Origin of the sequence: Nostoc sp. ChiQUE01b, assembly GCF_034531255.1 — a bacterium.
Taxonomy (GTDB): domain Bacteria; phylum Cyanobacteriota; class Cyanobacteriia; order Cyanobacteriales; family Nostocaceae; genus Nostoc.
The window spans coordinates 12,703-37,202 of record NZ_JAVRBM010000008.1 but is presented as its reverse complement, the minus strand read 5'-3'; the positions used below and the strand labels follow the sequence as shown (position 1 = coordinate 37,202).

The following is a 24,500-nucleotide window of genomic DNA, read 5'->3' as shown; positions in this document are numbered from 1 at the left end:
GCAAAAATCTATCCAACGAATGAGGAAACAACTTGCATTACTCAAATTATTGGCTGTAAATTTATGGATATGCTCATATAAAAGCGTTGACGTTATGGCAAAGTACTGATAAAAGGTTGACAGATTTTTCACATCAAGTGAAACTAATTATAGTTGCTTAGATTACGATTCTCTATCTTCGTTATATTTGTAGCTTGAGTTGTCTTAGTTATATAATTTTCCATAGACAGGTAATGAAGATAACTAACAACATTCCAGAAGAGTAGTAGATTTGGAGAAGTAAAACCAATCGCAAGAAAACCTTCCTCTCTTGGCATTCTCCGATTTAAACCTCTAGAGTAAGCAAGCACAAGGGCAGCTTTTGGAGGTAAACTGAGCGGTAGCTTCCACCGATCAAAGCAGCCCTCTGAAAATATCTGCTATTGTGAGTTGCTCATTGGCTACTAAGGTAAAAAGCTATCTCCCTGATGGGGGTGGTAGTTAACGAAAAAAAGATTAAATTGATTCATTATTAACATTCTCCACAAGACTTATCCTTTACGTTAGAAGGTGAACAGGTGTGTTTTTTGCTATGCCTGCATGTCTTTGGTGAGTGTACTTAGCAAGGCATTAATTTAATGATGCCGTTTTTCCTTCAAGGCCAGTTTTGTGAAACGAAAATCCGGTAAACTAAAGCTGGCAAGGTAGGGGAATAGTTTTTTTTGAAAAACGGTTAAGTAAATTATCGGAGTGGTAGAACGAATGTACAATCAAGGTGCTGTTGAGGGTGCTGCCAACACACAATTAGGTAGCCGCGTCTTCCTCTATGAAGTGGTAGGTCTGCGTCAGAGTGAAGAAACCGATCAAACGAACTACCCGATTCGTAAAAGTGGCAGTGTGTTCATCAGAGTGCCTTACAACCGCATGAATCAAGAAATGCGACGTATCACTCGTCTAGGCGGCACAATTGTTAGCATCCAGCCTGTAACTGCTCTAGAGCCAGTTAATGGGAAAGCCTCAGTTGGGAATGCTACAAGCGTTGTCAGCGAGTTAGCTACAACTGAGGAAACTGCTAACAGTGAAGGGAATGGTAAAGCCACACCTGTAAATGCTGATAGTGAAACCAAAGGTTTCGCTAAACCACCAGCACAAGAACAGCTCAAGAACAAGGACAAGAAAGGCAACACCATGACTCAAGCGAAAGCCAAAAAAGACCACGGTGACGTTCCTGTTAACACTTACCGTCCCAATGCTCCGTTTATTGGCAAGGTAATATCTAATGAGCCGTTAGTCAAAGAAGGCGGAATTGGTATTGTTCAGCACATCAAGTTTGACCTGTCTGGTAGTAATTTGAAGTACATAGAAGGTCAAAGTATTGGTATTATTCCACCAGGATTGGACAAAAACGGCAAGCCCGAAAAGCTCAGACTTTATTCCATTGCCTCAACTCGTCATGGCGATGATGTGGATGATAAGACGGTATCACTGTGTGTCCGCCAGTTGGAGTACAAGCACCCAGAAACTGGCGAAACAGTCTACGGTGTTTGCTCTACCCACTTGTGTTTTCTCAAACCTGGGGAAGATGTGAAAATTACAGGGCCAGTGGGTAAGGAAATGTTGTTACCCGACGATCCCGATGCCAATGTAATCATGATGGCAACCGGAACAGGGATTGCGCCGATGAGGGCTTATCTGTGGCGTCAGTTTAAAGATGCGGAAAGAGCAGCTAATCCAGAATACCAATTTAAGGGCTTTTCTTGGCTAATATTTGGCGTGCCAACAACTCCAAACCTCTTATATAAGGAAGAACTGGAAGAAATTCAACAAAAATATCCTGATAACTTCCGCCTCACTCCTGCCATCAGCCGCGAACAGAAAAATCCCCAAGGCGGTAGAATGTATATCCAAGACCGCGTAGCGGAACACGCAGATGAATTGTGGCAATTGATTAAAAATGAAAAAACCCACACATACATCTGCGGTTTGCGAGGTATGGAAGAAGGTATTGATGCAGCCTTAACTACTGCTGCTGCTAAGGAAGGCGTAACCTGGAGTGATTACCAGAAGCAACTTAAGAAAGCTCATCGCTGGCACGTAGAAACTTACTAAATTGGTCATTGGTCATTAGTCATTAGTCATTAGTTTTAAACGAAGGACGAAGGACAAATGACAAAGGAAGCAGGATAATCAGTAGGTAGGGCAAATGCTCTACCTACAATTGTTATTGGTGAAACTGGGTGCAAAATGGGTGTGAAACTAGGAATACTGGGATTAGGCACCGTGGGAACGGGAACAGTGCAGTTGTTGCAAGATAGCGCTGGACGTCACCCATTGTTGCAAGAGATAGAAATTTATCGCGTGGGAGTCCGATCGCTCGATAAACCCCGTGCAGTAAAATTGTCTACGGAAGTCTTAACAGCAGATTTAGAATCAATTGTCAACGATCCGGCGGTAGATATAGTTGTCGAGGTGATGGGTGGACTGGAGCCGACGCGATCGCTAATCCTCAAAGCTTTAAGTAATGGTAAGCATGTAGTCACAGCCAATAAAGCAGCGATCGCCCGCTTCGGAGCGGAAATTTTCACCACTGCCAATCAAGCTGGCGTATACGTCATGCTAGAAGCCGCTGTGGGTGGTGGTATTCCAGTGATTCAACCCCTAAAGCAATCTTTAAGTGTTAACCGAATTCACACTGTAATAGGCATCGTTAACGGTACAACAAACTACATCCTGACGCGGATGCAAACAGAAGGCAGCAACTTCAATGATGTCTTAGCTGATGCCCAGCGATTAGGTTATGCTGAGGCTGACCCCACTGCTGATGTCGATGGCTTAGACGCAGCAGATAAAATTGCCATCCTCGCATCATTAGGTTTTGGTGGACGCATCAACCTACAAGATGTTTATACTGAGGGGATTAGGCAAGTCAGCAAAACAGATATTGCCTACGCCGAAAAATTGGGATTTGTGATTAAATTGTTAGCGATCGCTAAACGTGATACTTCCTCATCCCCCCTCTCTATCAGAGTTCATCCTACTTTAGTGCCTCAAGCCCACCCTTTGGCTAGCATCAACGGCGTTTACAATGCCATTCTCGTTGAAGGAGAACCCATTGGACAGGTAATGTTTTTTGGCCCCGGTGCTGGTGCTGGTGCAACTGCCAGTGCTGTCACGTCAGATATTTTGAATTTAGTTGCTCTCCTCAAAACTAATACAGCAGTTACAAATCCATTATTAACTTGTGGGCATCAGGAATACTGCCAAATTGCGCCGATGGCAGAACTCATAACTCGGTTTTACGCCCGTTTCCTTACGAATGACCAACCTGGAGTTATCGGCAAATTGGGGACTTGCTTTGGTAACTATGGCGTTAGCTTGGAGTCAGTTGTCCAAACTGGCTTTCAAGGGGAACTAGCAGAGATTGTGGTTGTCACCCATGATGTGCCAGAAGGCAATTTTAGGCAAGCTTTGGCAGAAATTCGGGAGCTGTCAGCGATTGAAAGCATTCCCAGTTTACTGCGTGTACTTTGAGATTAGTTGAAAGTCAATACAGTCATTGACTGTTAGTCTACGGACATTAGATGTTGGGCATGGGCTGTGATCGTCTTGGCGGGCTTGGTTATGGTAGGGCATACAAAACATCTCAGTACTTTGAGGTGGTGCAATCGTCTTTGTGAGCGTGAGGTAGTAGAATGCAAACAAAAAAGTGGGAAAGGTGGTAAAAGTAGGATGTTTCTATGCAGGTATTGCACATCTAGTTGTTTTTTAGTAATAATCAGGTTGTAGGCATTTAAAAAGGGCTTATGAAACTAACAAATAAAACAGTCCATGACATCTTTCAAGCTCCAGAAATCGAAGAGCTCTCCGATGAGGAACTGTGTATGTGTACGGGTGGTGGTGCAAAGGTTGCAGCTATTGGAATAGACTTGGGTACTACGTATAGCGAGGTTGGCATATTTCAGTACGGTAAAGTAGAAATCTTGGCTACACCTCACAGCAGTTTTACTGCTGGTTAGCACGGCTCAACGGGAATCTTTGAACTAAATAAATTATACTTGCAATAAACTTGTTACTAACTATTATTTACCTGGTAACAGGTTTACTGCCAACTGGTAGAATATATTGATCTAAATTTCTTAAATACTCAGTTAGTGAATATTGCTTGCATTCTAAATATTTACCAGTAAAAATAATCTCGCTATCTGCATTTAAAACATGAAATATATCTAGGTTATTTATAACTAAGACAAAAGTCTGATTTTGTCACATCTTAAAGTTTAAGCTTCAAAATTTTAATTCAATGATTTGAGTTAAAATTCCCTTTTGTCAGATTTTAAGCGTTCAGTAGGTAAAGTGAGCGTGTCCGTTGGAATGCTAGCAGGGAAGAGGGTTTTTATTTAAATTAGTCAAAGCCTTATTGGTATTTATCCCCGAAAATAGGGGATTTCAGAGATTGGCACAAGATCCATTTAGGCAAGGGTAAATTCTGAAGAGCTGGAAGTAGTGGGTGACGAGGGATTTGAACCCGCAACCAATAGATTAAGAGTCTACTGCTCTACCGTTGAGCTAGTCACCCACACAAATAATCATTGTAGCATAACTTTTGACAATTTAGCTAGTGCCGCACCCAAAAAACTAATTAAAAGGGGAATTTGACGGTGAAGGTGGTTTGACCTGCTGCACTCTCTACATAAATTGAGCCGCCTAAATGTCTGACCATTTTCTGCACTAATGCCAATTCCAGCCCTGTACCGCTATGTTTCCAAGGATCGTGTTTGGAAAGGTGATAAAAAGGTTCAAAAATCCGTGAGAGTTCATTGCTGGTAAGCTCTATTCCCGAATTGGTAATATTAAGCTCGACTGTATCCCCGATCAACTGAGCAGAGACTGCGATCGCTTCCCCGGGTGGGGTGTATTTGCAGGCATGGTTGAGCAGTTCGGTGACAATCCGCTCCAAATCAGTGATATCTGTCTCCAAAGGCGGCAGCGCCCGATCGACACTCAGGTGTAACTGCTGTCGCTGGCAGATGGTGAGGTTTCGAAAAGACTCGATAATGGGGTGAAGCCAGCTTTGAAAGTCAATGGCAATCAAGGTTGGGGGATCGGGTTCGGCTTCGAGATATGTGAGTGTGAGTAGGTCATTAATTAACTTGCTTTCTCGCCCACACTCATTATGCAGAATCTGCAAGAGTTGCGGCACTATTTCTATCTCTGATATTTCTGCTGGTGTGAGGACACTTTCGAGAGTTTGGACTGCAAGGCTAATGCTAGTTATTGGTGTCCCCAGTTCTTGGGATAAAGTTCTGAGAAATTGGTTTTTGAGCCGATCGCATTTTTCTAGTTCTTTTACCTGTGCCTGGTTTTGTTTGTAAAGCTGGGCTTGACGAATGGCGATCGCACATTCATTTGCTACCTGGTGCATTAGCTCAATTTCAAATTCGTCAAAAGCCTCTTGTGATGGCCTTGTCAACCAAATATTTCCCAAAATTCCTTGAGGATCAAAAATTGGACAAGCCATCTGGGACATAACTAGCAACTTTGGTTCCCATCCCGGTACAATTTCCAAAAATTGCAATGGTTGTTTTTGCAACAGCGGCTGATAAACTTCAAGATGGTCTGCAATCTGTTTAGTTAATCCTTGACATTGGGGTAAGTTAATGCAGTACTCGTAAGTAATCGTAACTAGAGTTTGGCAGGTACTATAGAGTTCAATTTGGCAACGCTCAAGGTTTAGTAACTTTGCTAATTCCTGCGTAAGTATCTGCAACACCTGAGTTTGATCCAGATTGTCGCGGATTTGTTCTGTCATACGTCGCACCAAGGCTTCAAAGTTTCGCACCTGCTGCAACTGATTGATGTGCTTCTGCTTCTGTAACTCCATCTTGGCTTTGAGATCCTGGAGTTGCTGATGAAGTTCTGCCTGTTGGACTGCAATGCCGATTTGAGTTGCCAACTGCTTGAGCAAGTCAGTTTCTGTTTGCTGCCATTGACGCGATTGGTGGCAATGCTGGGCAATCAATAGCCCCCACATATCTTGCTTTTGGAAAATCGGCACGACGAGATTAGCTCTGATCTGCAAAGATGTCAGGAAGTCTATATGGCAAGGATGCAAGTCGGCTGCATAAATATCTTCGATAACTTGAATGCAACCTCGTCTGTAGTGTTCTAGATGTTTGCCACCCAAGCAGGGATCGGTGATGTTTTTTCCCAATAGGGGATCGCTGGCAGCTACAGTTGATTCGGCAATGATTACTCCACTGCCATCAGCCTTGAAACGATAAATTAACACGCGATCGCAATTCAAAAATTGTCGCAGTTCAATTGTAGTCTGATGCAGAATTGTCTCTAATTCTACAGATTGGTGAATCCGTCTGGCGATCGCTTCTAGCAGTTGCTCTCGTTCAGCCTGGAGTCCAACTGCTTGTTCTGCTTGCTTGGCAGGGGTAATATTGCTACTAGTACCAATCAGCCGATAAACCCTAGAGTTAACATCCTTTAGTGGGGTGAGAGTCGTACTCCACCAAGTAGGAACTCCCTGGAATTGCAAACATTGTTCGTAAGAAATAGTTGTGCCGAAGCGCACGCAGTCAGCATAATGTTGACGCACCTTGGCAGCATCAATAGCAGAGAGAATATCCTCTGGTTTTTTGCCCCGGAGATCGTCTGAGCAAATCCCTATCCACCGTTCATGAGTGGGATTGAGTGCCACATATCGAAAATCTCCATCCTCCAAAACATCAACTACAAATATTGATGCCTGTACAGAATCGTACATGCTTAATAGAAACTGCTCACTACTACTTTTTTCATCTACTTCTGTGCCGAAAAGAATTTGAGGTGGTGATAATTTTGTCAACTCCATAGTTGATTCTACTGGATTGATATTCATGCGAGAGTCCCACTCTTGTATTACTGACTCTTCTAGGCGCTCTCTTGTCGTTAAGCTTGTAGTAGATGCACTTTAGCGCCTATAGCAAAGTATTGTCAGCTGTTGCTCATCGAAATTTTGATTCTTTCTCTACTTCTTGTCAGAAATCTAGGAAAGCTAATAGGAGTCAGCTTAACAAAATCCTGCTTTTTGAAGGTGAAAATACATTTGCAGGTGAAAGCAAACTTACTGCAATTTATTTTTAACAGTTTTTTAAGATTATTGCATATATCAAAATGCAAATCTAAGTATATATCAATTAAATTTATAATTCTTAATAAGGGGAGTTACAATCGCAATTTGTGAGCATTGATTCCTGTGAGGATACCAACTAGTAGCCAAGTGATGCCTAATCCAATGACTTCACCTAAAAATAACTGGCTTAAGTAGCGCCAGATCGTCCCCACAGCAGAACCCACGGGGACGGCGACAGCCCAACTTGCCGTAGAGACAAATATCCATTGCCACGCTACAGGCTGGGGAATTGCTAACCATTGTGCCAATCCAATCCCTAAGCCGCCAAGGGCACCATAAACTGCCCCTGACAAAATTCTTAGGGGAAGAATCTGAGTGCTAGGTACTATCCAACCCACCGCACCAATACCGATCGCAGTGATGATACTCCAACCCAAAAGACTTGACAAAATCCACCTGATACAAAATATCGGTTCTTTGAGAAGACAACCTTGAGGAAGTGCGATCGCAAATCCGCCGATAGCCGCCTCTACCACCCCAACATCTGGCTTTTCGCCGACTTCAATTAAGAGTAAACTCAATAAAAATCCGCCAAAAGTAGCTAAAGTCCACAGCAATGTAAAGCCAAATCTAGTATTTTTAGGCGCGAATGGCATCAAAGTTTCTTTGTTTGTAATAGTTTGACAGTTTTTGCATTAAACATCTCAAAAAAACCTTTACGTCGTTGTTGAGGTGATTCTGGTACAATGTAACCCCATAGACTCTCCCAGTAAAAAAAGGAAATACCATCAAAATTGCGATCGCGTACTACCTGAACCTGTTCTCTAACTTGTGCCATTTTCACCGGATTACCTACCGTTCCCGTTGATATCCCAATACCTACAGGAATTAGACTTTGAGCCAATTTTATAGATGGAAGTTCTAGTTGAGCGATAAAAGACTTTTTATCGTTTCGATATACCTGCAAAATCAACTCATTAACTAAACCTTTTTTTACCCAATTTTCCCAATCTTGCAAATAGTATTTGTAGGCGAAAGCTTGATAGTTAGGAGACAGAGATATTTTGATTTTGGGCTTAACTGCCTTGACAGCTTGATAGATTTCTGCCATGAAATCAGTAATTTTATCTGCCCGCCACCGCATCCATTCTGAGTTAAAAGGATCGGTAGGGGGACTTTTGCCTTGATGTTCTTGTTGGTAGAGTTCAATAGTGAAGCGATCGTAGCCAAACTGTACAGGCATTCCAAAATGGTCGTCAAGCTGAATACCATCCACATCGTAATCCCTGACTACTTCTAAAATTAGCCCTTGGATGAACTCTTGTACTTGCGGATGTAAAGGATTCAACCAGGCCAGCTTAGTTACTAAAATATTGTCGATTTCTTCTGGCGGGGCATCTTGAATAGAGTTTATACCTTCTTGTCCAGTTGTCAACCAGTCAGGATAACGCCTTGCTAATTGTGAATAATGCGGCGTCATGAATCCGTATTCAAACCAGGGAAGAACTTTCAAATCTTTATTTTTGGCAAGTGTCACTATCTTTGCTAAAACATCCTGTCCACCGTGCATGAAGTTAAGCAAAGGTTGAGTTTCTGAACCTGTAGTAATTTTGGCTACGGCACTCTTGTAAAAAGTATGTCCTCGGTTCCAAACTACAGGATAAATTGTATTAAAGTTGAGAGTCGATAATTGATTTATAGCACGGTTAATACCCCAAGGGACAAATAGTACACCACTAGCAACATTAGTCAGCCAAACGCCGCGAATTTCTGTAGTTAAATGACTTGTTTTTTGGGAATAAACTGGCAGTGAAGAGGGTAAAAAAACTGTTAAAGCGACTACTAATCCTAAACACAGCAAGTAAGAAACACAACAGCGAACAACCCGATTCATTTGTAAGCTTGACCTAGTGCGATCGGAATATATATAATTACAAAATAAAGTTGTAATCCTCCGGATGATGTAAAGAAATGATTATTCAGAATTCAGAATTCAGAATCCAGAAATCAGGAGTCAGAATATTTCAAATAATACGAAGCCAGTTTTGGTAATGATTATACTTAACGATACCAAAACTTAATAAATTCTGACTCCAAACTCCCAACTCCTAACTCCTAACTCCTTTCTTCTTAAAATCTTTCCACACCTTCAAATTGCTTGAGTGCTGATGCATTTGCTGCTTCTCCACAAGTTCGTGGTGTAGGGAATATCTTTTCGGGATTTGCTAACCCTTTAGGATTAAAAACTTGCCGTACCCATTGCATAGTTTCTAAATCAACTGGGCTAAACATCTGTGGCATATAGCACTTTTTCTCTGCACCAATGCCATGTTCGCCAGAAATACTACCACCAACTTGGACACAAAGCTTGAGGATTTTTCCGCCCATTTCTTCTACTTGTTCCAATGCTCCAGACACAGAATTATCATAAAGAATTAGCGGGTGAAGATTGCCATCGCCAGCATGAAATACATTAGCAACAGGATAACCGTATTGTTCACTTAATGTCTTAATCTCGTGCAAAACATAAGGTAACTGAGTCCGAGGAATTACACCATCTTGTACATAATAATCTGGGCTTAAATGCCCAGCCGCAGCAAAAGCTGCTTTGCGTCCTTTCCATAATTTTAACCTTGTTTCTGGGTCAGTAGCAGAAGTAACATTTCGTGCCCCATTCTTTTTACAAATTTCAATAACTCGCTGCTTATTTCCTGCAACTTCTACTTCTAAACCGTCAATTTCTATTAGCAAAATGGCAGTAGCATCGCGGGGATAACAATTAGTTGCGACAACATCTTCAACAGCATTAATGCTGAAGTTGTCCATCATTTCCATACCACCAGGAATAATTCCGGCGCTGATGATGTCAGAAACAGTTGCCCCAGCAGCTTCAATGCTAGTAAAATCTGCCAAAAGTACGCAAATTGATTCTGCACTTTTGAGAATTCGTAAAGTAATTTCTGTGGCAATTCCTAAAGTGCCTTCAGAACCAACAAAAATACCTGTTAAATCATAACCAGGCATTTCTGGGATTTGTCCGCCTAAATCGATAATTTCTCCTGACGGTGTGACAATTTTTAATCCTAAAACGTGGTTAGTCGTAACACCGTATTTAAGACAATGTACGCCACCAGAATTTTCGGCAATATTGCCCCCAATAGAGCAAATAATTTGACTAGAAGGGTCAGGAGCGTAGTAAAATCCAGCACCACTGACTGCTTGTGTTACCCAACTATTAATCACCCCTGGTTGTACAACTATTCGTTGATTTTCCAAATCAATGCTGAGGATTTGCCGCATTAATGAGGTAACAATTAAAACAGAATCTTCTACTGGTAAAGCGCCGCCAGATAGACCAGTGCCAGAACCGCGTGCTATGAAGGGGATAGAGTATTGGTTGCATATTTTCACAATTTGGGCAACTTGTTCTGTAGTTCTGGGTAACACTACTATAGCCGGACGTTGGCGATAGCCAGTTAAACCATCGCATTCATAGGTAATGAGTTCTTCGCGGCGTTGCACCACACCATTTTTGCCAAGGACAGCCTCGAATGCTTTGAGAATGGGTTTCCAGTTGCGTTGTTTTTTATCTTGGGTAAGCATAGTTTTTTAAAGTTCAAGGTAGATGTTGCAGGCTGGTTAGTATAGCTGTAATTACTATTGTTGCAAGAATAGCAGCTAAGAGTGAATGAAAGCGATCGCATAATTTGAGTACCGAAGGTGCGATGTCTCTTAACGAGTGCGTTGCATGATGGTAGAATTCAGATATTCTGTTAATTGTAGGGCTACAGTAACATAGAGTCAGACATTTAACAGCAGAGGGTGAAATGACTTACCAAGTTTTAGATTCCACCTCAAAATTAATTGCAAAGCTGCAAACCCTAGCACCCGAACAGCAACAAGAAGTGCTAGATTTTGTTGAATTTTTAGCACAAAAATATGCTCAACCCCAACAACCACCCCAGAAACGGGTACTAGGTTTAAACCAAGGTAAAATTTGGATAAGTGATGATTTTAATGAACCTTTACCTGATGAATTGTGGTTAGGTGAAAGTGAGGGATGAAACTGTTATTAGATACTCACGTAATTATTTGGTCAGCAGGAAACCCAGAAAAGCTATCCCAGAAAGTTAGAAAATTATTAATTGATACTAACAATTTTTGGCTACTTAGCATGGCTAGTGTTTGGGAATTACAAATAAAATCTCAGCTTGGTAAGCTAAATTTAAGCTCGTCGCTTCCTAATTTCATCGAAACTCAACAGCGAGTGAATAATCTACAAATATTACCTATTGAATTGACTCATATCTATGCTTTAGAAGCTTTGCCAAGTCATCACCGCGATCCTTTTGATCGAATTTTAATCGCTCAGGCAATAGTTGAAAAGATGCCTCTGTTAAGTATAGATGCTGTCTTTGATGTATATCCAGTTCAAAGAATGTGGAAGTAAAAACATAAATTTGATAAGCAAAGATAGTGATCGCACTCATTTTCAATAAAATATTGAGTCAATACACTCTGCAATCCCCAATCAATTAACTTAGAAATAACGTTCTCAAATACTGGATAAAATCATGGTTCAGCAACTTCTAATCAATGATGATGATTACTATGTGCCAGATGCCAACCAGTTAGTCACTGAAGATGATACACCTGTGGATAATTTTGCATCTGCCAAACAACAACGCCTTTTAGTGAGTTCTCTTTACAGTTCTTTAGAAAGCCAGACTTTTTTAGCTGAAGCTAATGTGGGCATTTACTACACAGACCTTCAGCCCCCCATTGTACCTGATGTTTTTCTCAGCTTGGATGTGCAAGTGCCTGAAAATTGGTGGGAAAAACAAAATCGTTGTTATATGGTTTGGCGTTTTGGCAAACCTCCAGAGGTTGTCCTTGAAATTGTCTCTAATAAAGAAGGTGATGAACTAGGCAAAAAGCTGCAAATTTATGAACATATGCGTGCTAGTTACTACATCGTATATGACCCAAACCAGCAATTAGGAGAAAAAGTCCTGCGCGTTTATGAGCTTAGAGGAAGGCGCTATTTTGAAACTTCAGAAAATTGGTTAGAACAGGTTGGTTTAGGCGTGACTTTGTGGGAAGGTAAATTTGAAGATAGACAAGATACTTGGTTACGCTGGTGCTACCAAGACGGTAATGTTTTATCGACTGGAGATGAACGCGCTTCCCAAGCTGAACAACGCGCTTCCCAAGCTGAACAACGCGCCCAAATTCTAGCAGAAAGGCTACGAGCTATGGGCATTGATCCCGAAACTATCTAAGACACTCATGTAAAGACTCAATTCAAAATTCAAAATTCAAAATTCAAAATTTAAACATTTTAGACATTTTCAGACGGGGATTTAAACCCTGACTGAAACTGACTGGAGGCGGAGTGGCTCCGACTTTGCGCTACGTGTTTTGGTTGGGGTCTTAAACCCCTTGATTTACGATAAAACTTTGCGTCTTTGCGACGCCAGTTGCTTCTCCCTTAGCGCTAGCCTCTCCCAAAGGGAGAAGGGGAGACGTTTCGCAAACAAGTCGAAAAACCGCAAGGGCGCACTGGCTCGGCTTTGCGCCAGCCAAAAAAATCTCACGAATTCGTGCAATTTATAAACTGATTTATTCGCTGCCAAACCTTCTCTAATAAATCAGGATCATCTGAATCAAACCATTCAATTTGTGGATATGCTCGAAACCAAGTACGTTGTCGCTTGGCAAATTGTCGGGTATGCAAAATTGTTAATTCTTTCGCTTCGTCTAAGGAAATATCCCCAGCCAAATATTGCTTAATTTCTTGATAGCCCAAAGTATTTAACAAAGACAAATCAGCGCCATATTTTTGACAAAGATACTCCACTTCAGCGACCAAACCATTTGCTATCATTTGCTCAGTACGCTGTTGAATACGAGCAAGTAACTTTTCAACATTGCAATCTAAACCAATTTGCAAAATCGGATAATTTGGTGGATTCTCCCCTTGCTGTTCTGAAATTGGATATCCAGTTACATAAAATACCTCTAATGCTCGTAAAGTCCTTACGGAATCGTTGCCATGAATCTTTTGTGCTGCAACCGGGTCAACTTGTTGTAAAATTGCGTAGAGTTGAGCTTGGCCAAGAGATTCAAGCTGCGATCGCAATTCCATCTGTGGTGCAACTCTCGGAATTTTCATCCCTTGGACAATGGAACGGATATATAAACCAGTACCACCAACCATGAAGAGTGGGGGAGATGAGGGAGATGAGGGAGAATTAATCAAGGCTTGTGTTTGTTCCTGATAGTCTGCTACTGTCATCATGTCTGTTGGATCGCAGATATCTATTAAATAGTGCGGCACCAATTTTTGTTCAGCTACAGTTGGTTTTGCCGTCCCAATATCAAACTCACGGTAAACTTGACGAGAATCAGCACTGAGAATTACAGAACCCAACCGCATCGCCAAAGCCAAAGCCAAACCAGATTTACCCGTTGCTGTCGCCCCACAAATTACAATTAATTTAGTCATTTGTCATTTGTCATTTGTCATTTGTCATTTGTTATGGGGCATTGGGCATTGGTTATTAATTCTTGTCCCTCACTCCCTCTGCTCCCCCTGCTCCCCCTGCCTCCCCTGCCCCTCTTGCACGGTACTGCAACCCCAGTATAAACTTCTCTTGAAAATGCCCTAGAGACGCCAGCAAGGCTTTTGTGTTACAATTTTGGAGTGTTTTTACTTTTATTTGCCTTTCGGCGATTTCAACCCCACGCATCAGGAGAGTTTACATGACGAGCAGTTACAGTGCCGATCAGATTCAAGTTCTGGAAGGTCTGGAAGCCGTCCGCAAACGACCAGGAATGTACATCGGTACTACAGGGCCGCGAGGACTCCACCATTTAGTTTACGAGGTGGTGGACAATTCAATCGATGAGGCTTTGGCGGGTCATTGCACTCATATAGAGGTGGATATCAACGCTGATGGTTCTGTGACTGTAACAGATGACGGTCGCGGTATTCCCGTCGATACTCACTCGCGTACCGGGAAATCGGCTTTGGAAACCGTGATGACGGTACTGCACGCTGGTGGTAAGTTTGGCGGCGGTGGCTACAAAGTTTCTGGAGGATTACACGGGGTTGGTATTTCTGTTGTTAACGCTCTGTCTGAGGTTGTAGAAGTTACAGTTTGGCGAGATAAAAAGGTTCATCTCCAACGCTATGAACGCGGTATCCCAGTTAGCGATCTGCAAGTCAAGCCTTACAAAGAAGCTAGAACCGGAACTTCTGTTACTTTTAAGCCAGATACCCAAATATTTACTACTAGCATTGAGTTTGATTACATCACTTTATCAGGTCGCCTACGGGAATTGGCGTATCTAAATGCAGGTGTCAAAATTACTTTTACTGACCACCGTTTAGAACTACTAAAAAGCGATACACCCAAAGTAGAAACTTACGAGTACAAGGGTGGGATCAAAGAGTACATTGCTTACATGAACCGTGAAAAGCAACCCCTGCATGAAGAAATTATCTATGTGCAGGGAGAACGGAACAATGTACAAGTAGAAGTTTCTTTGCAGTGGTGTACTGATGCTTACACGGATAATGTACTGGGTTTTGCTAACAATATTCGTACAGTGGATGGTGGTACGCACTTAGAAGGCTTGAAGGCGGTTCTAACCCGGACATTAAATGCGATCGCTCGCAAGCGCAATAAAATTAAAGAGAATGAACCTAACCTCAGTGGCGAACACGTCCGCGAAGGTCTGACAGCCGTAATTTCCGTTAAAGTCCCCGATCCAGAATTTGAAGGACAAACCAAAACCAAACTCGGTAACACCGAAGTTCGGGGGATTGTTGATTCTTTGGTAGGAGAAGTCCTCACCGAGTACCTAGAATTTCATCCTGCCATAGCAGACTCAATTTTAGATAAAGCCATCCAAGCTTTCAAAGCTGCAGAAGCAGCCCGTCATGCACGGGAATTAGTTCGACGCAAATCCGTACTGGAATCTTCGCCATTACCTGGTAAATTGGCAGATTGCAGTTCTCGCGATCCCAGCGAATCGGAAATCTTTATCGTGGAAGGGGACTCAGCCGGTGGGAGTGCAAAACAAGGACGCGATCGCCGCACTCAAGCTATCTTGCCTCTACGTGGTAAAATTCTTAACATTGAAAAAACCGACGACGCTAAAATTTATAAAAATAACGAAGTTCAATCGTTAATTACAGCCCTCGGTTTAGGTGTTAAAGGTGATGAATTTGATTCCACCCAACTGCGTTATCACCGCATAGTCATTATGACGGATGCCGACGTAGATGGAGCGCACATCCGTACTTTGTTGTTAACATTCTTCTATCGATATCAGCGATCGCTCATTGAACAAGGCTTTATTTATATTGCTTGTCCCCCATTGTTTAAAGTGGAACGGGGACGTAATCATGAATATTGCTATAGCGATCGCGAAAAAGATCAAACAATCGCCAAATTTCCGGCTAACGCCAACTATACCATCCAACGCTTCAAAGGTTTGGGTGAAATGATGCCACAACAACTCTGGGACACCACCATGAACCCAGAAACTCGTAAGATGAAGCAAGTTGAAATTGAAGATGCCGCCGAAGCCGATCGCATCTTTACAATTTTAATGGGCGATCGCGTTGCACCCAGACGAGAATTCATCGAAACCTATGGTTCTAAACTCAACTTCACCGATCTAGATATCTAATACCAGCAGTCCTAAATCATTCGTAAAAAACAAGATCCCCGATTTTTTTAAGAAATCGGGGATCTTTAGCTTTCAAGTATTGCTTGACATTCCTACAACAGATTTTGGTAAAGACTTTAATTTTTATAAAAACTACCTCTTTTGGCTGATGACAAACTATGTAATTTATAAAATTTTTGGATTAATATTTTTTTACTACAAACTATGTCGTTAGATGAGTGACTATATCCATAAATTCATAAACTATTGTTAATAATTCCCTATTTAACTGGATTCTACACAAAGCTATGAAAGCGAGCAAAGGCATACTACGAAAAGCATTGTTCAATATTATTGGCATAGGTAGCTTAGTTGCTCTGTCTGCCTGCACTCAACCTGTCGCAGAAGTTCCTACAGCAACTGTCCCGCCCGTCACGCCAACTCCTACTGCCACTATAGCCACCCAAAATTTAGCAGAATTGGCAAAGTCAGCAGCTAGTCAAGGACAATTTAAAACTCTCATCCAAGCAGTGCAAGCTGCTGGCTTAACTGAAAAATTGGCTGCACCAGGCCCTTACACAGTATTTGCACCTACTGACGCCGCGTTCTCTGCTTTACCAAAAGCTACTCTAGACCAACTCTTACAGCCAGCAAACAAACAACAATTAGTCAAGCTTCTGTCCTACCACGTCATACCTGGAGGAATTACCTCCCAGCAATTGACATCTGGAGAAGTTAAAACAATTGAGGGTAGTCCCGTTAAAATTACAGTTGATCGTGCCAGCAACTCAATCACAGTCAACAACGCTAAGGTGACTCAGCCAGATATCCCAGCTAGCAATGGCATCGTTCATGTAGTTGACCAGGTACTTCTGCCACCTAATTTTCCTGCAAGTCTAAACACCACCCCAACACCACGGTAGTTCAGCAAAGTTCATAGTCCCCAGTTTTAATTAGGGATAGCTTTGAAAGCCTCCCTGACTTTGAACTAGTCGCGAACAATCAATTAAAAATTTAGGTTGACTTGTTACAAGAGCAAATATTTGATAATACAAAAACTACAAATATTCCAAACTTAGCGGTTGTAAAAACCATATAATTCGCTTATTGTCAATACTTTCCAAACAATCAATGCTCGATTGTTAACATAACTACTAACTTTATTGGAAATTTAGTCCAGATAATACTCTTTGCTCTGACTCGCTGATTAATTTGAACCACCAGCGAGAAATACATTTGTTATGCTTGAAGAAAATAACTAAATATCATCTATCCAACAGCAATTAATAAGTATTTTGAGGATTTCTGATCATCAGATGACAAAAATTTACTGAAATAAAAGTATTGAAATTTACAATTGATTTACGCAAAAAATCTTTGTAACTAAATCATCAGCTAATCTGCTGGGTTCTCTGTGGTCGAGGTAATAGCTGTTGGAAGTACACACCATAAGGCTGAAAACTTGTTAATATCTTCATGTAGTGCTGTGGCGATCGCTATTGCATCGGATGTATCTAATGTACTTTTGCCTAAGATTCAGACGATATTGGCAAGTTCGCAGGACAAATTGTTTTTGAATTGATTAAAATATCCTTGTATACAATAAAAAAAGTTTGTCAAGTTTCATAGGGCTGAAATCACCACAGTGCGCTAACCTGTGAATAAGACCAAATTAGTAAACCTAAATTGATCTGCGATCAGATCGATTCTGCCACCGCCTCAACTCCTCAGTTAAGGTAGTTAGTACGCAGAAGGTTAACTGCTTTCAGGCAACCACCACCACCGTTGTTGTATTTACCCAAGGACAATACCCGTTTTAGTCTAAGGGATGCTTAATTTATGAAGGAAATGTAAAAATGGGTAGGTTAAGACGAATAGTCTGAGTTAACATATAATGCACTCTTTCTCAGTAATTAATGTTGTGTAAAATACATGAGATTCGGCAACAGCAAGCGTACTTACTTCGTAATGTAATAAGAGCGTCACTGCAATTCCGAAAAGTGGAGAAAAAATTCCGGGTCTAAATCCCGTTTTCAATGTCTTTTTGGTGAAAATAGCTAACAGTTGCTTAACGAATTCATGATTAATACACAAAAAGAGTGCAATTTCTGTGAAACAGGCTACAATCGGAAGAGTCTTTATACGAAAATCTGCCAACAGTATGAACTCATTTGTATAGAGTGGCGAATTTTTCGATAAAGGCGAGTATTTTTTTTGACCAGTTAGTTGAAAGCAATATGTGATAGCAACACATATAACATTTACTAAAGTGATCAAGTCACCTTTAGTAGTTGCTTAAACTAAAGTAAAAACCCTCCTAACGGAGGTCTAAAAGGCCCGAAAATATCTCTGGCAAATCTGCCAAAAAGCTTATTTTCGGTTGGCAATTGGCTCGTCTAAAAGAGCGCTAAACACATCTTGAGTAATTGATTCTGCAAGGAGCATGAGGAACGCGGCATGAACCAGGCTAACAACGTACTCGAAAGCATATATCAGCCTGACCTAGAAATAATGAATCAGCCTGAGCTCGAGTTAGAAGAACTCTTAATTGATGATGAAGAGGACTTGCTGATCGTAGATGAAGGTGAAGATGAGTTTTTAGAGCCTCAGTCTGATGAGGACGACGCAAAGTCTGGAAAAGCCGCTAAATCGCGTCGTCGGACACAAAGCAAGAAAAAGCACTATACCGAAGATTCAATTCGGCTTTACTTGCAAGAAATTGGTAGAATTCGTCTGTTGCGGGCAGACGAAGAAATTGAATTGGCGCGGAAAATAGCCGATTTGCTGGAATTAGAGAGGGTACGCGAAAGACTCTGTGAGCAATTAGATCGCGATCCTCGAGATAGTGAATGGGCAGAAGCAGTACAACTGCCACTACCAGCCTTTCGTTATCGCCTCCATGTTGGTCGTCGGGCGAAAGACAAGATGGTGCAATCTAACCTCCGTCTTGTAGTTTCAATTGCCAAGAAATACATGAATCGTGGTTTGTCGTTCCAGGACTTAATTCAGGAAGGCAGTCTCGGTTTGATTCGTGCCGCTGAAAAGTTTGACCACGAAAAAGGTTATAAGTTCTCCACTTATGCTACATGGTGGATTCGTCAAGCAATTACCCGCGCGATTGCCGATCAATCCCGCACAATTCGCCTTCCAGTTCACCTTTACGAAACCATTTCTCGGATTAAGAAAACTACCAAGTTACTATCTCAAGAAATGGGTCGCAAACCCACCGAAGAAGAAATCGCCACTCGCATGGAAATGACCATTGAGAAGTTGCGGTTTATTGCTAAATCTGCCCAGTTACCCATTTCATTAGAAACACCCATTGGTAAAGAAGAAGATTCTCGATTGGGCGATTTTATTGAATCCGATGGTGAGACACCAGAAGACCAAGTTTCCAAAAATCTTCTGCGCGAAGACCTTGAAAAAGTCCTCGATAGTCTCAGCCCACGCGAACGCGATGTTCTCAGACTGCGTTACGGTTTGGATGATGGTCGGATGAAGACCCTTGAGGAAATCGGACAGATTTTCAACGTTACCCGCGAACGCATTCGTCAAATTGAGGCGAAAGCACTTCGCAAGTTACGCCATCCAAATCGTAACAGCGTTCTTAAAGAGTATATTCGGTAGTAATTAGTCAATAGTCATTGGTCATTAGTGAATAAACAAATGACAAATGACAAAACAAATAAAAAACCTGGCAGTGAATTAGCACTCCAGGTTTTTTTATTTATAGGTCATCTTAAATATTAAAACTTATAGGATGCCCCAAAAATGTAGGAAGCCTTGACCAGAGAAAACTTCAACCAAAATGGCTGCTGAAAAGCCAATCATTGCCAAGCGACCATTCCAAACTTCTGCTTGTGGGGTAAAGCCCCAACGCCAAGCGTTGCGATCTTCAATTACGGGAGTAGTGACTTTTGTTGTGGTTGCATTTGTCATTGTTAGGACTCCAAACTTAATTCTTAAGGTTTATTGCCTTATGTAAACTAATATAACAAATATTTTCATAAAGGCAACATTTTTTATATTTTTGTTTCCATAGCTTGACATTAAAAATAGAAATTAATATGAGCTAAAACATCTATCTTTGGATACAACTATAGGACTTACATAAAAACCTCTTAAACTCTTATTCCTCCGTGTCCTTTGCTGTTCAATTTTTCTTTGCTTGTGCATAAGTCCTGAACTACTCAACACTTTTGGCTTGACAGAGTAAATTTATTGAAAATAATTTGCAATTATTTTACCATATAAGTAGTTTTTCCTGCCTACACTCGTTGAATAACAAGAATTTAAATTACAGATAGATGTGTATTAATTATGGGTTAATTAGTATTTTTTAGCATTAATTTAGGAATCTAGAGTACAAAATGCTTACAGTTGAACGTTGACAGTACCTTGTTTACCAGTCTTGTGGGTGAAGAGTTAGGTGATTAAGACTGTTTTATGTCTACGCACTCACTAAAATTATTAATTTAGCTTTGTCATCCAGATAGTTAAGTTAGAGTTATTACCAATAAAACTAATTTATAATTTGAGGCAATTTTCATTTGATAAATTGATATTTAAACTGTTTGATAGTAGTTGGAAAAAACTTATGAACAAACAGCAAACTAATGACTTTGACAAAATTATCCTTACTGCCTTCATGGTTAGTCTAGCTAGACAGTTCACAGATATTCCTTATGCTAAGGAGTTGGCGCAATTAATAGAGATGCAAGGGTTGGTAAAGCTATCTCAACCACAAAATCAAGACAAAAGTGTTTTGCTTACCGCACGTGTGGAAGCTCGTTATAAAGCTATCAACCAGGTGATAGCTCAATATCAAATAACACAAGTTCTAGAACTAGCATCTGGTTTGTTGCCCCGTGGGCTTTTTATGTCTAGCAATCCGAATATCGTCTTTATTGAAAGTGACTTGCCTAAGATGATCAGTTGTAAACAGCAACTAATTCAGCAACTTGTCGAGGAACGTCCTAACCTGCATTTTATAGAAATTGATGCTACTAGGCGTCCCAGTGAGTTTTGGAAGAGTACTCCTCTACTCAAAGCTGGACAACCAGTGATGATTTTGTGTGAAGGATTGCTGACACATCTGACTTTGCTAGAAAAACAACTTGTGTGTGCCAATATCCGCGAGATTCTTCACTGTTATGGTGGTGTTTGGATTACTCCTGATTTCATTGACACAGGTAGTTTAGTGCGATCGCAACAAGATGACTCAGGTTTAGAAAAGCTATTACAAACAGGTACTAACCTTACAGGCAGGTCTTTAGTAAATAATAATTTTGGCACACTCGATCAAGCACGGCAGTTCGTTTATGAACAAGGTTTTCGTGTAACAGAACATAGTATGTTGAACGTAATAGACGAGTTAAGCTGCTTAGAAATTTTGGGTATTGATCCAGAAGTGGTAAGGAGAATGCTTGCTGCTCAATCTGTCTTTGCGCTTACTCTCGATGTTGCTTGATTTTTCCTTAGTGCCAAAAAATTTCCATTTCTTTTGAAGTCGAGACAAAACCAAGCTTCTCGTAGATACGTTTACCATCCTCAGTGGCATGAAGCCAGAGGCGTTTTGCCTCAGTTGTTCTGACAAAGCTGATAATTTCCTTTAACAATGCTGTAGCAATTCCCTGGCCTCGCCACATCGGAATTGTATAGACGTTCATAACGTAGGCTTCTAAGCCTGAAAGATTACCGTTGTAGGGGGGTCGTTGAAAAAATACCAAGCCGCTAGTGGCAACAATTTGACTATCCACTTCAGCTACCCAAGCTAAAAACTCACCCGACGGCATTTTTTCGCCAACATACTTTCGAGTTGCTTCTGCTAGGTTCGCGGTGTCAGAGTCAGCTTTAATATTGCCAGTCTCACGCAGGAGTTCGAGACGCAGTTGGATTAGCGCCTCTAACTCCTGCAAGTTGGCTTGTCGCAAGTTGAACATCACCCTAATTTACGATCGCACTTCGGCCACGGTGATGACTTTTTCATCGCGGTTGAGTTGGAGGATGCTTTCACCTTTGACATCTTTACCTAAGAGCGGCACTGTTTCCACAGGTATCCGCACTACCCGCTCCTTATTCGTTACTAAAGCTATCTCGCCAGAGGCGTTGGCGTAGCCCGCCGTTCGCGTAGCGTCTCGTAGAGAAGGCATCGCTATAACCATACCAGCTAAGTTGTCAGTTTTGCTAGCAAATTTCAGCGCTTGCGTGCCTAAATCACCCCGATTAGCCGCTCTTAACTGACTCGCAGCCATCCGCTTGGCATATCCTTCTTGAGTAACTAGCAGCAGTTGGTCATCTTTACCGACAGTGACACAACCAACCATTTCCTGATTTCTCAACAGCCGAAATGCTTGTAAACCCATCGCTGTGCGTCCCATAATTGGTAATTGTTCATCACTGACTGCAAAGCGCAATAGTCGCCCACCTGAACTAGCTAAAATCAGATGATCCCCTGGTTTGGTGAACTGGGTAAATGACAATTCATCATCGTCTTTAAGCTTCAAAATCGTGATTCCGCGGCGAGTCAAGTTAGTGAATTCTCCCAGAGACAGCCGCTTAATTCTTCCCTGCTTTGTTAGGAGAATCATCTGCCTAGTTTCGAGATTTTCCGGCAGCAAAAAGCGGCTGACCACAGCTTCTTGAGCGCTTTGAGCAGTACTACTGAGCATAGTAATCAAAGGTTTGCCCCGTGGAGAACGTCCAGTGGTTAGGGGAATTTCTCCCACATTCACCGGATACACTTTGCCGCCACCAGTTAGTATTAGCAAGTCTTTCTCTGTGTCAGTCAACACAGTTTGGATAATGAAGTCATTATCGTGTAGACCATTTTCAGCTTTTGACTTTTTCCCAGATGGCTGGGTGCGGCGGACATAACCCCGTTGGGTAAATTCTAAAATCGCTTCCTCTACTGGCTGTTCTAATTTTGGATTTTGGATTTTGGATTTTGGATTGTCTTCATCATCTTCTGATCCTCTGTTCTTCTGCTCCTCTGCTTTAGACTTTTGCTCCTCTGCAATTTTCGTCCGCCGGGGATCGCTGTACTTGCGCTTGAGCGATCGCAAATCTTTTTTCAGCGCCTTCAATAATTCGCGGCGATCGCTCAGTAATAGCTCTAACAATCTAATTTGTTCACTTATCTGCTCAAATTCCTGCTGCAAATTTTGCTGTTCTAAACTGGTGAGGCGACGCAACGGCATAGCCAAAATTGCATCTCCTTGTGCCTCACTCAAATCCAATTGGCTACAAAGATTAATTTTTGCCGTACTGCCATCGGGAGCTTGGCGCAAAATTTGAATGACCTCATCCAAATTAGATAGTGCTTTCAGCAAACCTTCCACCAAATGCACGCGACTTTGGGCCTTCTCCAACTCGTAATTGTAGCGACGGTTCAGCGTCTCTTCTCGGAAACTCAAAAACTCCTGCAACAGTTGACGCAAACTTAACTGGCGGGGTTGTCCATCGACTATTGCCAGGAGAATCGCCCCAAAAGTCATTTGTAAAGCAGTTTGGTGATATAAATTCTGGAGAACTTCTTGGGGATTGGTATCGCGTTTGAGTTCAATTACCACCCGCATCCCTTCGCGATCGCTTTCATCTCGAAGATCGGAAATTCCTTGCAAGCGTCCTTGATTTACTAAGTCCGCTACCTTCTCAATCCAGGCAGCCTTATTCACTTGATAAGGCAATTCTGTAATAATAATTGCCGTCCGGCGCTTGCTTCCCCTAGCGGCTGGAATCTCCTCTAGAGTTGCGACTCCCCGCAGCAGAATTCCACCTTTACCTGTGGTATATGCTTCCCGAATTCCCGTTTCACCAACTATCTCCCCACCAGTGGGAAAATCTGGCCCTGGAATTAACTCAAATAATTTTTCATCTGGCAAATCTGGATTGTCAATTAAAGCAATTAACCCATCGACAACTTCTCCCAAATTGTGGGGTGGTACATTTGTCGCCATTCCTACGGCAATACCAGAACAGCCATTAAGTAACAGAAACGGCAACTGAGCAGGTAACACCGTTGGTTCTTGCTGGGAATTATCGAAATTCCCAACAAATTCCACAGTTTCTTCACCAATTTCTGTCAGCATTCCCTCATGGCTGATGGGTGCGAGGCGCGTTTCTGTGTAGCGCATCGCTGCTGGCGGGTCATTATCGACGCTGCCAAAGTTACCATGTCCTGCCAGCAAGGGATAGCGGCTAGAAAAATCCTGCACCAGCCTGACTAAAGCATCGTAAACTGATTGATCGCCGTGGGGATGGTATTTACCCAACACATCACCCACTACACGGGCACATTTTCGATAAGGTCTATCTGGTACTAAACCAAGTTCGTGCATTGCATACAAAATGCGGCGATGCACTGGTTTTAAGCCATCACGCACGTCTGGTAGCGCTCGCCCGACAATCACGCTCATGGCATATTCTAGATAAGACCGTTGCATCTCGGTGTGCAGGGCTGTTGTAATTACCTGTCCCGTTGAGAGAAGGTTTAACTGTTTTGCCATGAGTTTTTTCCCTGAAGTTTAACTACACAAAAGCCGATGGAACTCAACACTGCGGCAACCACAGCATAACGGATGAAATGAGATTCATCACAAAATCTTGATAGTCACAGAAGAAAAAGCAGTAGTATCATCCTTGATGACGAAGATGCACATTGACTATTAAAAAGGATGCACACGAGTATAATCTACATAAACTTAGTAGCCATGAT

18 protein-coding genes and 1 tRNA gene are annotated in these 24,500 nt (G+C 41.8%); 10 read left to right on the top strand and 9 right to left on the bottom strand.

All coding sequences use genetic code 11. The annotated features are described in order from the left end of the window. The first annotated feature begins 741 nt into the window (after positions 1-741). The 3 genes from petH to RMY63_RS07740 all read left to right on the top strand — a co-directional run bounded on the left by petH (position 742) and on the right by RMY63_RS07740 (position 3,995). Positions 742-2,088, top strand: coding sequence for a ferredoxin--NADP reductase (petH, locus tag RMY63_RS07750; RefSeq protein WP_322728269.1), 1,347 nt, complete (start codon positions 742-744; stop codon positions 2,086-2,088). Between the two features lie 135 nt (positions 2,089-2,223). Then, positions 2,224-3,510 carry a homoserine dehydrogenase gene (locus RMY63_RS07745; RefSeq protein WP_322728150.1) on the top strand — a complete coding sequence of 429 codons (1,287 nt, stop codon included), beginning with the start codon at positions 2,224-2,226 and terminating at the stop codon, positions 3,508-3,510. A gap of 272 nt (positions 3,511-3,782) precedes the next feature. Continuing rightward, the gene (locus RMY63_RS07740; RefSeq protein ID WP_322728149.1) at positions 3,783-3,995 is read left to right on the top strand and encodes a hypothetical protein; all 213 of its coding nucleotides are present in this window, start codon (positions 3,783-3,785) and stop codon (positions 3,993-3,995) included. 488 nt (positions 3,996-4,483) lie between these two features. On the opposite strand, the gene RMY63_RS07735 is transcribed toward RMY63_RS07740, so the two are convergent. The 5 genes from RMY63_RS07735 to glcD form a co-directional block, all read right to left on the bottom strand. Continuing rightward, positions 4,484-4,555, bottom strand: a tRNA-Lys gene (locus RMY63_RS07735). Between the two features lie 63 nt (positions 4,556-4,618). Continuing rightward, positions 4,619-6,868 (bottom strand): GAF domain-containing protein, encoded by a 2,250-nt coding sequence (locus tag RMY63_RS07730; RefSeq protein ID WP_322728148.1) that lies wholly within the window; start codon positions 6,866-6,868, stop codon positions 4,619-4,621. A gap of 326 nt (positions 6,869-7,194) precedes the next feature. Continuing rightward, positions 7,195-7,758, bottom strand: a complete 564-nt coding sequence (locus tag RMY63_RS07725) for a hypothetical protein (RefSeq protein ID WP_322728147.1) — start codon at positions 7,756-7,758, stop codon at positions 7,195-7,197. Next, the gene (locus tag RMY63_RS07720) at positions 7,758-8,996 is read right to left on the bottom strand and encodes a glycoside hydrolase family 10 protein (protein WP_322728146.1); all 1,239 of its coding nucleotides are present in this window, start codon (positions 8,994-8,996) and stop codon (positions 7,758-7,760) included. The genes RMY63_RS07725 and RMY63_RS07720 overlap by 1 nt, the downstream gene beginning before the upstream one ends. Before the next feature lie 236 nt (positions 8,997-9,232). Then, a complete protein-coding gene (gene glcD, locus RMY63_RS07715) occupies positions 9,233-10,705 on the bottom strand; it encodes a glycolate oxidase subunit GlcD (RefSeq protein ID WP_322728145.1) in 1,473 nt (490 codons plus the stop codon). A 224-nt stretch (positions 10,706-10,929) separates the two neighbouring features. Here glcD and RMY63_RS07710 point away from each other — a divergent pair, with 224 nt between their 5' ends. From RMY63_RS07710 to RMY63_RS07700, 3 genes are all read left to right on the top strand, one after another. Next, positions 10,930-11,166, top strand: coding sequence for a DUF2281 domain-containing protein (locus RMY63_RS07710; protein ID WP_322728144.1), 237 nt, complete (start codon positions 10,930-10,932; stop codon positions 11,164-11,166). Then, positions 11,163-11,552 carry a type II toxin-antitoxin system VapC family toxin gene (locus RMY63_RS07705; RefSeq protein ID WP_322728143.1) on the top strand — a complete coding sequence of 130 codons (390 nt, stop codon included), beginning with the start codon at positions 11,163-11,165 and terminating at the stop codon, positions 11,550-11,552. Before RMY63_RS07710 ends, RMY63_RS07705 begins: the two co-directional genes overlap by 4 nt. Before the next feature lie 124 nt (positions 11,553-11,676). Next, positions 11,677-12,384: a Uma2 family endonuclease gene (locus RMY63_RS07700; protein WP_322728142.1), complete on the top strand. Its 708-nt coding sequence runs from the start codon at positions 11,677-11,679 to the stop codon at positions 12,382-12,384. A 311-nt stretch (positions 12,385-12,695) separates the two neighbouring features. Here the strand turns inward: RMY63_RS07700 and miaA are convergent, their stop codons facing one another. After that, positions 12,696-13,610, bottom strand: coding sequence for a tRNA (adenosine(37)-N6)-dimethylallyltransferase MiaA (gene miaA / locus RMY63_RS07695; RefSeq protein WP_322728141.1), 915 nt, complete (start codon positions 13,608-13,610; stop codon positions 12,696-12,698). Between the two features lie 257 nt (positions 13,611-13,867). Here miaA and gyrB point away from each other — a divergent pair, with 257 nt between their 5' ends. The 3 genes from gyrB to rpoD all read left to right on the top strand — a co-directional run bounded on the left by gyrB (position 13,868) and on the right by rpoD (position 19,411). Then, a complete protein-coding gene (gyrB, locus tag RMY63_RS07690; protein WP_322728140.1) occupies positions 13,868-15,805 on the top strand; it encodes a DNA topoisomerase (ATP-hydrolyzing) subunit B in 1,938 nt (645 codons plus the stop codon). 287 nt (positions 15,806-16,092) lie between these two features. After that, positions 16,093-16,707, top strand: coding sequence for a fasciclin domain-containing protein (locus tag RMY63_RS07685; RefSeq protein WP_322728139.1), 615 nt, complete (start codon positions 16,093-16,095; stop codon positions 16,705-16,707). Positions 16,708-18,241: 1,534 nt separating this feature from the next. Continuing rightward, positions 18,242-19,411, top strand: coding sequence for an RNA polymerase sigma factor RpoD (rpoD, locus tag RMY63_RS07680; RefSeq protein ID WP_322728138.1), 1,170 nt, complete (start codon positions 18,242-18,244; stop codon positions 19,409-19,411). A gap of 126 nt (positions 19,412-19,537) precedes the next feature. Here rpoD and RMY63_RS07675 read toward each other — a convergent pair whose 3' ends face one another. After that, positions 19,538-19,723, bottom strand: coding sequence for a chlorophyll a/b-binding protein (locus RMY63_RS07675; RefSeq protein ID WP_322728137.1), 186 nt, complete (start codon positions 19,721-19,723; stop codon positions 19,538-19,540). A 658-nt stretch (positions 19,724-20,381) separates the two neighbouring features. Here RMY63_RS07675 and RMY63_RS07670 point away from each other — a divergent pair. Next, positions 20,382-21,254 carry a class I SAM-dependent methyltransferase gene (locus RMY63_RS07670; RefSeq protein WP_322728136.1) on the top strand — a complete coding sequence of 291 codons (873 nt, stop codon included), beginning with the start codon at positions 20,382-20,384 and terminating at the stop codon, positions 21,252-21,254. A 7-nt stretch (positions 21,255-21,261) separates the two neighbouring features. Here the strand turns inward: RMY63_RS07670 and RMY63_RS07665 are convergent, their stop codons facing one another. Then, positions 21,262-21,726: a GNAT family N-acetyltransferase gene (locus tag RMY63_RS07665; RefSeq protein ID WP_322728135.1), complete on the bottom strand. Its 465-nt coding sequence runs from the start codon at positions 21,724-21,726 to the stop codon at positions 21,262-21,264. Between the two features lie 9 nt (positions 21,727-21,735). Then, on the bottom strand, positions 21,736-24,291 hold the full coding sequence (gyrA, locus tag RMY63_RS07660) for a DNA gyrase subunit A (RefSeq protein ID WP_322728134.1): 2,556 nt from the start codon (positions 24,289-24,291) through the stop codon (positions 21,736-21,738). Between the last annotated feature and the right edge of the window lie 209 nt (positions 24,292-24,500).

Excerpts from the sequence above, each read along its gene's own strand:
- petH (WP_322728269.1), top strand. The coding sequence starts at position 742 with ATGTACAATCAAGGTGCTGTTGAGGGTGCTGCCAACACACAATTAGGT.
- RMY63_RS07745 (WP_322728150.1), top strand. The coding sequence starts at position 2,224 with ATGGGTGTGAAACTAGGAATACTGGGATTAGGCACCGTGGGAACGGGA.
- RMY63_RS07740 (WP_322728149.1), top strand. The coding sequence starts at position 3,783 with ATGAAACTAACAAATAAAACAGTCCATGACATCTTTCAAGCTCCAGAA.
- RMY63_RS07730 (WP_322728148.1), bottom strand. The coding sequence starts at position 6,868 with ATGAATATCAATCCAGTAGAATCAACTATGGAGTTGACAAAATTATCA.
- RMY63_RS07725 (WP_322728147.1), bottom strand. The coding sequence starts at position 7,758 with ATGCCATTCGCGCCTAAAAATACTAGATTTGGCTTTACATTGCTGTGG.
- RMY63_RS07720 (WP_322728146.1), bottom strand. The coding sequence starts at position 8,996 with ATGAATCGGGTTGTTCGCTGTTGTGTTTCTTACTTGCTGTGTTTAGGA.
- glcD (WP_322728145.1), bottom strand. The coding sequence starts at position 10,705 with ATGCTTACCCAAGATAAAAAACAACGCAACTGGAAACCCATTCTCAAA.
- RMY63_RS07710 (WP_322728144.1), top strand. The coding sequence starts at position 10,930 with ATGACTTACCAAGTTTTAGATTCCACCTCAAAATTAATTGCAAAGCTG.
- RMY63_RS07705 (WP_322728143.1), top strand. The coding sequence starts at position 11,163 with ATGAAACTGTTATTAGATACTCACGTAATTATTTGGTCAGCAGGAAAC.
- RMY63_RS07700 (WP_322728142.1), top strand. The coding sequence starts at position 11,677 with ATGGTTCAGCAACTTCTAATCAATGATGATGATTACTATGTGCCAGAT.
- miaA (WP_322728141.1), bottom strand. The coding sequence starts at position 13,610 with ATGACTAAATTAATTGTAATTTGTGGGGCGACAGCAACGGGTAAATCT.
- gyrB (WP_322728140.1), top strand. The coding sequence starts at position 13,868 with ATGACGAGCAGTTACAGTGCCGATCAGATTCAAGTTCTGGAAGGTCTG.
- RMY63_RS07685 (WP_322728139.1), top strand. The coding sequence starts at position 16,093 with ATGAAAGCGAGCAAAGGCATACTACGAAAAGCATTGTTCAATATTATT.
- rpoD (WP_322728138.1), top strand. The coding sequence starts at position 18,242 with ATGAACCAGGCTAACAACGTACTCGAAAGCATATATCAGCCTGACCTA.
- RMY63_RS07675 (WP_322728137.1), bottom strand. The coding sequence starts at position 19,723 with ATGACAAATGCAACCACAACAAAAGTCACTACTCCCGTAATTGAAGAT.
- RMY63_RS07670 (WP_322728136.1), top strand. The coding sequence starts at position 20,382 with ATGAACAAACAGCAAACTAATGACTTTGACAAAATTATCCTTACTGCC.
- RMY63_RS07665 (WP_322728135.1), bottom strand. The coding sequence starts at position 21,726 with ATGTTCAACTTGCGACAAGCCAACTTGCAGGAGTTAGAGGCGCTAATC.
- gyrA (WP_322728134.1), bottom strand. The coding sequence starts at position 24,291 with ATGGCAAAACAGTTAAACCTTCTCTCAACGGGACAGGTAATTACAACA.